This is a genomic window from Archangium sp., from assembly GCF_036388035.1.
Lineage (GTDB): Bacteria > Myxococcota > Myxococcia > Myxococcales > Myxococcaceae > Archangium.
Window position 1 is genome coordinate 1 of the sequence record NZ_DASVSO010000479.1, and the last position, 7,964, is coordinate 7,964.

The 7,964-nt window shown below is 69.3% G+C and carries 7 protein-coding genes; 4 read left to right on the forward strand and 3 right to left on the reverse strand.

Translation table 11 applies throughout. The features are described 5' to 3' along the window. The 3 genes from VF697_RS19335 to VF697_RS19345 form a co-directional block, all read right to left on the reverse strand. The coding region (locus tag VF697_RS19335; protein WP_331097102.1) for a PAS domain-containing protein at window positions 1-608 on the reverse strand (608 nt) is incomplete at its 3' end. 205 nt (window positions 609-813) lie between these two features. Next, window positions 814-2,328: an MBL fold metallo-hydrolase gene (locus tag VF697_RS19340; protein WP_331097104.1), complete on the reverse strand. Its 1,515-nt coding sequence runs from the start codon at window positions 2,326-2,328 to the stop codon at window positions 814-816. Then, window positions 2,325-3,614: an HD domain-containing protein gene (locus tag VF697_RS19345; RefSeq protein WP_331097106.1), complete on the reverse strand. Its 1,290-nt coding sequence runs from the start codon at window positions 3,612-3,614 to the stop codon at window positions 2,325-2,327. Before VF697_RS19345 ends, VF697_RS19340 begins: the two co-directional genes overlap by 4 nt. A gap of 91 nt (window positions 3,615-3,705) precedes the next feature. On the opposite strand from VF697_RS19345, the gene VF697_RS19350 reads away from it, so the two are divergent. From VF697_RS19350 to VF697_RS19365, 4 genes are all read left to right on the forward strand, one after another. Further along, window positions 3,706-4,848 (forward strand): D-alanine--D-alanine ligase, encoded by a 1,143-nt coding sequence (locus tag VF697_RS19350; RefSeq protein ID WP_331097107.1) that lies wholly within the window; start codon window positions 3,706-3,708, stop codon window positions 4,846-4,848. Beyond that, complete coding sequence (locus VF697_RS19355) at window positions 4,802-5,185, forward strand: GNAT family N-acetyltransferase (RefSeq protein ID WP_331097109.1); 384 nt, start codon at window positions 4,802-4,804, stop codon at window positions 5,183-5,185. Before VF697_RS19350 ends, VF697_RS19355 begins: the two co-directional genes overlap by 47 nt. A 35-nt stretch (window positions 5,186-5,220) precedes the next feature. Further along, on the forward strand, window positions 5,221-6,744 hold the full coding sequence (locus tag VF697_RS19360) for a transglutaminase-like domain-containing protein (protein ID WP_331097111.1): 1,524 nt from the start codon (window positions 5,221-5,223) through the stop codon (window positions 6,742-6,744). Window positions 6,745-6,838: 94 nt separating this feature from the next. Then, the coding region (locus VF697_RS19365) for a hypothetical protein (protein WP_331097113.1) at window positions 6,839-7,964 on the forward strand (1,126 nt) is incomplete at its 3' end.

The window sequence follows — 7,964 nt, forward strand, 5'->3', positions numbered from 1 at the left end:
TCGGCGCACATGGCCGTCAGGCGCTCACTGAAGGTCTGGATCTTGCGCAGCGGCTCCTGCAGGTCGTGCGAGGCGACGGTGGCGAAGTTCTCCAGCTCCCGGTTGGACTGCTCCAGGCACAGCTGGGTCCGCTTGAGGTCCGTGATGTCCATCAGGCTCACCGTGAACCCGACGACCTTCTCGCCGCCGCGGATGGGCCCCAGCTTCACGCCGTACCATTCGGGACCATTGAGGAGCGCGGGCCGGTGCTCATAGGAGACGGTCTCGCCCGTCGTGAGCACCCGCCGGACATGGCTCCGCATCATCTCGACATCCTCTGGGGGGGCGAAGTGATAGAAGCTCTTGCCCACCACTTCCGTGGGGCTGAGGCCCGGGATGGTGTAATTGATGAACCGGATGCACGCGTCGGCGTCGCACGTCTGCATCATGATCGGCGACTGCGCGACCAGCGTTTCGATGCCGAACGAATCATTCGACTTCGCACGGCGCCCATCGAGCGTGGTGGCGAGGTGGTTGAGCGCCACGGCCAGCGGAGCGAGCGCCCCTTCACCGACCTGACACCGGACGTGCGGCTCGTTGGCGGCCAGTCGGGTGACGAGCTCGATCAACGCCTCGACTGTCGTTTCCCCGGGTGATGCCGTGCCGGCGAGCTCACCAGCCGGGGAAACGTAAGCCTCCGCCCTTCGACGCGTGTCCAAGCAAATCTCCCTGCGAGCTGCACTGCTCCGCGGTTCCGCGAATACAGTAACCACGGGGATGGGGAATCCATGCGGCTGCGGGGTTCGATTGTGAACACTCGGGCACGGCGGAGGCTCAGGTCGGGAAATAGCGGCCGGAGGCCTCGCGCAGCCGCCCCTCGCCCTGCAGCTTCAGCAGCACCGCCAGTGCGCTCCGCTCAGCCACGGGGTAGAGGAACGGGGGCGTCTCCGCGTACGCCCGCGCCACCACCTCGGCCAGCGTCGCCCCCTCGGCCGGCACCGCCTCCACGATGCGAGCCTCGCGCGCGGCACGGTGGTCCAGGTACTCCTGGAGCTTCCCGGGCCCATCCGGAATCGCCGTGCCGTGCGAGGGGTGCAGCGTCGTCACCGGCCAGTCCCGCAGCCGCGCGAGCTGCCGCAGGTACTCGCCCATGTCGCCCTCGGGCGGGTCGATGACGATGGAGCCCACGCTCGCCACCATGTCGCCCACCACCGCCGCGTGCGTCCGCTCGTCCACGAGACACAGGTGGCCCCGCGCGTGACCCGGCGTATGCAGCACCCGCCAGCGCTGCGGCGGAGTCCCCGCCAGCTCCAGCACCTCGCCATCCTCCAGCAGCCGCTCCGCCGGTACGTCCAGCCGATCCGCCGTCCGCGCGTGGCACCACAGCGGCACCATCAGCCGCTCCTTCACCTGGCGCACACCGCCCACGTGGTCGCCATGGTGGTGCGTCAGCAGCACCGCTCGCACGCGGTGCCCGTCCGCCACCAGCCCCTCCACCATCGCCAGGAGCCGAGCCACCTCGGCCTCGTCGTCCGCCCCCGGGTCCACGATGAGCAGCTCGCCGTTGCCGAGCACGTACGCGTTGGTGTGCGTGGCCGGCGGCAGCGTGGCCGTCAGCAGCGGGAAGACGCGCACGCCCCGATGGAATTCGATGCGCTGGGCGATGAAGTCCGGACAGTGGGGCGGCTCGCACAGGCGAGCCCTCGCGCCCTCGGCCGTGTCGAAGCGGGCCATCACCCGCAGCACATGCAGCGCGGGCGGGTGCAGCAGCGCCGTCCCCTGCTCCCAGCGCCCCAAGGCCTCGGCGGGAGTCACCCAGGCCGCCTCCGACAGCTCCCCGGGCCACCACTCCGCCAGGGCCCGTGCCGGCGCCCGCACCAGGTAGAAGAAGGTGTCGAAGCGGACGGGCGCGAACTCGGGCGTCACCCACCGCCCCGCCTCCGGGAAGTCCTCCGCCCTCAGGACCAGCCCGTGCCGCCGCAGCAGCTCCGCCCACGTGCTCCGCTTCTCCAGCAGCGCGCGGCGTGCCTCCCGGAGCTGCTCGGCGTCCAACCGCTCGGCGCCCTCGGCCACCAGCACCCCGGTCTCCTCGAAGAGCTCGCGCGCCGCCGCCACGCGCAGCGCCGCCTCCTGCCCCGAGGCCCCGCGCACCGGCACCGCCGCGTCCGCCTTGTCCAACTTGCCGCCGGGGAAGGCGTAGAAGCCCCCCGCGAAGGCGAGCGCCTTCTCGCGCTTCACCCAGAAGAGCTCCACGCCCTCGCGCGCCTCGCGGTACAGCACCACCACCGACGCGGGCCGTGTCGCGGCGACTGGAGGCGGCGGAGGCATCCCAGGAAACGCTTCGCTCATGATTGCACCGTCTGGCCCAGCAACCGGGCCATCATGTTGCGCGCATCTTCAATCTGGTCCGGCCGCACGAACATGCGCGAGAGCCGGACCGCGCCGCTGTAGCGCTGGTAGAGGGGCGTGTAGCGGGCCACCTCCGTCAGCCGGCCGGTGGACGCGTCGACGATGTAGAGGCTCGGGCCCGAGCCCTCCGAGAAGTACTTGGAGAGCACCCCCCGCGACTCCACCGTGAAGTGCTCGAAGCCGCCCGTCACCAGCGCGCTGCGCAGCACGTCCAGGTCGTAGCCCACGTCGCGCTCGGTGAACTGCGCCAGCAGCTTGAAGCCCTGGCGCGTGGCGATGCGCTGGGCCCACCGGTTCTTCGAGCGGCGCAGCGTGTACCAGAGCGCCACGTCGTCGCAGAAGAGGAAGGACTCCGGGTCGGAGGGAATCTCGAACTCACCGGGCGCCTCCTCGTAGTAGCGCCGCAGCATGTAGTCGAAGTTCACCGAGGTGTGGTGGTAGTACACCGAGACGAACATGTGGTAGCGGCTGAGGAGGAAGTCCTCGAAGGCGAACGCCGCCGCCCGACTCAGCGCCAGGTACGCCCGGCCTCCCTTCTCCGCCGGGTTGAGGTTGGAGACGATCCAATCCATGTCGTACCGGCCATAGTTCACTCCCGTGAAGAAGGAGTCGCGCACCAGGTAGTCCATGCGGTCCGCGTCCAGCTCGCCGGACACGATGGCGCGCAGCAGCGGCGTCCAGTCCACCCCGGCGTGGGAGAAGTGGGGATCCTGCGGTGGCCGGGCCCCGGTGATGAGCGCCACCGCCGCCGCGGGGGTGATGCCCAGCGGCCCGTAGCGCTGCTCGATGATGGGGGTGAGCGAGCTGTCCAGGAGGAGCTTGGCGGTGAAGTCCTCGTGGGTGGCCTGCTCGCCCTCCGCCACGGAGTCCAACCAGGGGGGCAACCTCAGGGACGCGCGGGACGGGGCAATGCGTTCCGAGGCGTGCGACAGGGGCATGTGCCCCAGGTCGTGACACAACACGGCCAGACGCACCGCGGCACTGAAGCGGGCCCGGACATCGGAGGGAAGCGTGGAACGGGTTGCTACAGCGTGGAACACCCGGGAGGCGACATGCATCGCCCCGAGGGAGTGGGCGTGCCGGGTGTGGGTGGCGCCCGGGAAGGCCAGGTCACCGAACCCGAGCTGCCGCACATGGCGCAGCCGCTGGTAGTAGCGGCTGTCGATGACGGCCTTCTCCTCCTCACTCACGTCGATGGTGCCGTGGATGGGGTCGCGAATCCGCATGGTTCTCCTCTCATACTTCCTGGGACTGCACGGCTGCCAGCCAATCGGCCACAGCAGACTGTCATCCCCCCAGGGGACGTGCTAACCCTGAATGCACTCAGCACCCCGCATGCACATCGCCATCCTGTACAACCAAGACCATGAGCTGTTGGAGGACGACCCGGGTCGGGAGGCGCGAGAAGACGTAACGCGCGTGGCCTCCGCGCTCTCCGAGGCCCTCACCCGAGGCGACGTCCACGCCGAGCCGCTCGCCGTCGAGGGCTCCCGGCTGGAATTCGTGGACCTGCTCGCTCGGATGCAGCCCGACCTGGTCATCAACCTCTGCGAGTCCCTGGCCGCGGACAGCCGTGGGGAGATGATCATCCCCTGCCTGCTGGACATGCTGGGCCTGCCCTACACCGGCTCTCCCGCCCTGTCGCTGGGCCTGGCCCTGCACAAGGACAAGGCCAAGGAGCTGCTCCGGGCACGCGGCGTCTCCACCCCGGGCTTCGCGCGGGTGGCACGGCTCGAGGACGTGGACACGGTGCAGCTGCCCTTCCCCCTCATCGTCAAGCCCTCGCGCGAGGACGCCAGCGTGGGCATCACCCACGACTCGGTGGTGCACGACCGGGCCGCCCTGCGCCGCGCGGTGGAGGCGGTGCTGCGCACCTTCCACCAGCCCGCCATCGTGGAGCAGTTCATCTCCGGGCGGGAGATCTACGTCCCGCTGCTGGGCAACAGCCCGCGCCGGGCCCTGCCACTCACGGAGATCAGCTTCGGGAAGATCTTCGAGGACCGGCCCAACATCGTCACCTACGCGGCGAAGTGGGAGGCCAGCTCGGCCGACTACCAGCAGACGCCCTCGGGGCTGTGCCAGCTCGAGGACCCCGCGCTGGAGGCCCGCATCGTCCAGACGGCGATGGACGCCTTCACCGCGCTGGAGTGCCAGGACTACGGGCGCGTGGACCTCCGGGTCTCGCCCCAGGGCGTGCCGTACGTCATCGACATCAACCCCAACTGCGACCTCCACCCCGAGGCGGGCTTCGCCAAGGCCGCGCGAGCGGCCGGCATCGACTACCCTGCCCTGGCCACCCGGCTGGTCGAGATCGCACTGGAGAGAACCCATGGACATCAGAGCCCTCGAAGGAAAGGATCGGGAGCAGCTCGCTTCCTTGATCCAGCGAATCGAAACGTTCTCGCAGGAAGAAATGACGGTCGCGGTCGAGCTCGTCGATCTCGCGCTTCAGCCGAATAACCCCGACTACAAGATTCTTGTCGCGGACCGGGACGGCAAGCTCGTGGGCTACGTGTGCTACGGCCCCACGCCGATGACCGAGGGGACGTACGACCTGTACTGGATCGCCTCGGACCCGACGGTGCGCGGCCAGGGCGTGGGCGCCTCGCTCATCGCCGGCATGGAGGGGGACCTGCGCCGGCTGAAGGCCCGCCTCATCCGCGTGGAGACGAGCGCCACCGAGGCCTACGGCCCCACCCGCGGCTTCTACGCCTCCATGAAGTACATGGAGGAGGCGCGCATCCGCGACTTCTACAAGGTCGGCGACGACCTGATCATGCTGACCAAGCGAATCTGAGCGGCTCCAGGCCCTCCGCTGGAGCGCGGTGAGTGATGCGACTTCCCAGAAAAGCCCTCCTCCCGATGGGCGCCGCGCTCCTGAGCCTGGCGCTCGTACAGTGCAAGCAGCAGGACAAGGCGCCCGAGCCCCCCAAGGCCCAGACGCGGCAGGTCCAGCCAGCCGCCCAGGCACCGGCCGAGCGCTCCGACGTGCTCGAGGCGCGCCGGCCCCAGGGCGGCGAGTACCTGGGGCTGTACCTGGTGGACAAGAAGGTGGGCTACGTCTTCACCGAGCTGGGTCCCGCGCCTGACCGGGCCGACCGGGTGCGCAGCATCAACGAGCTGCACTTCAAGGCCCAGGTGGGCGCGCGCATCTCCGAGCGCATCCACCGCGAGGAGCGCATCTACGAGGCCCGGCCCGGCGGGAGGCTGGTGGCCTTCACCATCGAGCAGCGCGGGGACGGCGGCAACCAGACGCTGCTGGGCACCGCCACGCCCACCGGGGTGAGCGTGGTGCGCAAGCGCCCGGGGATGCCGGACGAGACGGTGAACCTGCCGCCCACGGCGGAGGTGGTGGAGGACGCCGACCAGGCCCGCGTGGCGTTGCTGCGCCAGAAGAAGGTGGACGGCCATGCGATGGATGGGACGGACCTCGGCACCTACCCGGTCAGCACCACGGTGGAGGGCACGGAGGAGAGGCTCGTCAGCGGGGTGAAGGTGAAGCTGGGCAAGACCGTCACCCTCTCGCAGAAGGAGAAGGTGGCCGTCACCACCTACGTGGCGGACGACGGGCGGGTGCTGGAGGTGCAGTTCGGCGAGACGATGCAGGCCCGCGCCGAGCCCGAGGCGGTGGCGAAGCGGCAGGACCTGGTGGAGGTGTTCGGCCTCACCCGCGTGGTGCTGCCCAAGGCCCTGCCGGAGCAGGCGCACGCCATTCCCGGACAGGTGACGCTGGTGATGACGAACCTGCCGGAGAAGTTCCAGCGCGACAGCTACCGGCAGAAGTACCAGCGGCAGCCGGACGGGCGCGTGCAGGTGACGATGTCCGCGCGGGCCCCCGAGCCCAAGAGCCTCAAGCCCCGGCCGCTCGCCGACCCCGAGGGGGGAGACAACCTCAAGTCCTCCATCATCGTCGAGAGCGACAGCCAGCAGATCCGCGACCAGGCCGAGCAGCTCGTGGGCGGGGAGAAGGACGCCTACGCGGCGGCGAAGAAGATCGTCACCTGGGTGGCCACCACGCTGCAGAAGGACTACGGGGCGAGCGCGGACCGGGCCACGGACGTGCTGCGCCAGCGCAAGGGAGACTGCACGGAGCACTCGCTGCTGGCGGTGTCGCTGCTGCGCGCGGCCGGCATCCCCGCCCGGCGCGTGGATGGCGTCGTCTACATGGTGAACCAGGACGGCGTGCCCGCGCTGTACTGGCATGAGTGGGTGGAGGCCTATGTGGGAGAGTGGACCCAGATGGACCCCACCTTCAACCAGGTGGTCGCGGATGCCACCCACTTCGGCGTGGGCCTCGAGGCGAACGCGGAGATCACCCCCCTGATCGGCCAGCTCAAGGTCGTCGAGGTGAAGTAGGGCCGGGCCCGGGGGGTGGACCCCCCCCTTGGCAAGACATCCGGAAGTCGACTATGCAGCCCTCGCCGACGTGGCATTTTCAACGGGGGTTTTCGTGAACAAGTTGACTCAGAAGTTCCTGGTGGCCTCGCTGCTTGCCCTCACGGGCTGTGAGCGTGCGGCCAACAGTGGCCGGCTCGTGGGCTTCATCGTGGACGGCCAGACCGGGCAGCGGCTGAACTTCTTCCAGAAGGACGGCAACAAGAACAACCTGGATGACGACAAGGACAGCCAGAGCCAGGTGTACGCCGTCATCGACGGTGAGTTCCGTCGCGCGGAGCCGTGCGGCAGCGGCGACGCGAACGACGACAATGGTATCGAGGCGGATGGGTGCTTCCAGATCGACGGCATCCCCGAGGGGATGACCATCCCCATCTTCGCGCAGGCCCCGGGCTACGAGCGGTTCGTCGGTGAGTACAACTACGGCCTGATCGACATGGACGTGGAGCACTCGCAGCAGGTGGCCAACATCCGGCTCTTCCCCAAGGGCTTCGCGGTGGACTACCGGTTCAACGTGAGCCTCAACAACCAGCCGGTGTCGAAGGCCCAGGTCCTCTGCCAGTACCTGCCGACGAGCACCAACACGCTGCAGGTCGCGGGTGACTTCCTGGACCCGGTCAACACGGGTACCACCACCATCAGCGCCACCAGCGGAGATGACGGCGTGGCGGTCATCCCGGGCGCGCAGCTCGTCAACGGTGCCACCTACCACTGCGAGGCGGTGATGGGCGAGGCCCTCGACGGGCGGACGCTGTCGGGCCAGGGCGACATCACGGCCGGCGTGAGCCAGTCCGAGCAGCGCGTCGCGCTGTCGGCCAGTGGCGCGACGGACGCCCTCGTGTACGCGGTGCGCTCCAACGCGGACAACACGGATACGCTGATGGGCGGCAACGGCAAGCTCATCATCAGCTTCAACCGTCCGGTGGAGATCGTCCCGGGCACGGCGGACTGCCAGGTCGCCACCGCGACCGCCCCCGATACGGATGGTGACAGCAACACCGGCCGGCTCATCACGGACGTGCGGCACAATCCCCCCACGACCACGTCCACCGCGTCGGAGTCGGTCAGCGCGGAGATCTCCGGCGATGGGCTCACGCTGACGGTCGGCTTCAAGGCGGAGCTCCCGTTCGATCCGGATGACCGCGGCACCAGCATCGCCTTCTCCGGCGTCGTGCTGCGTC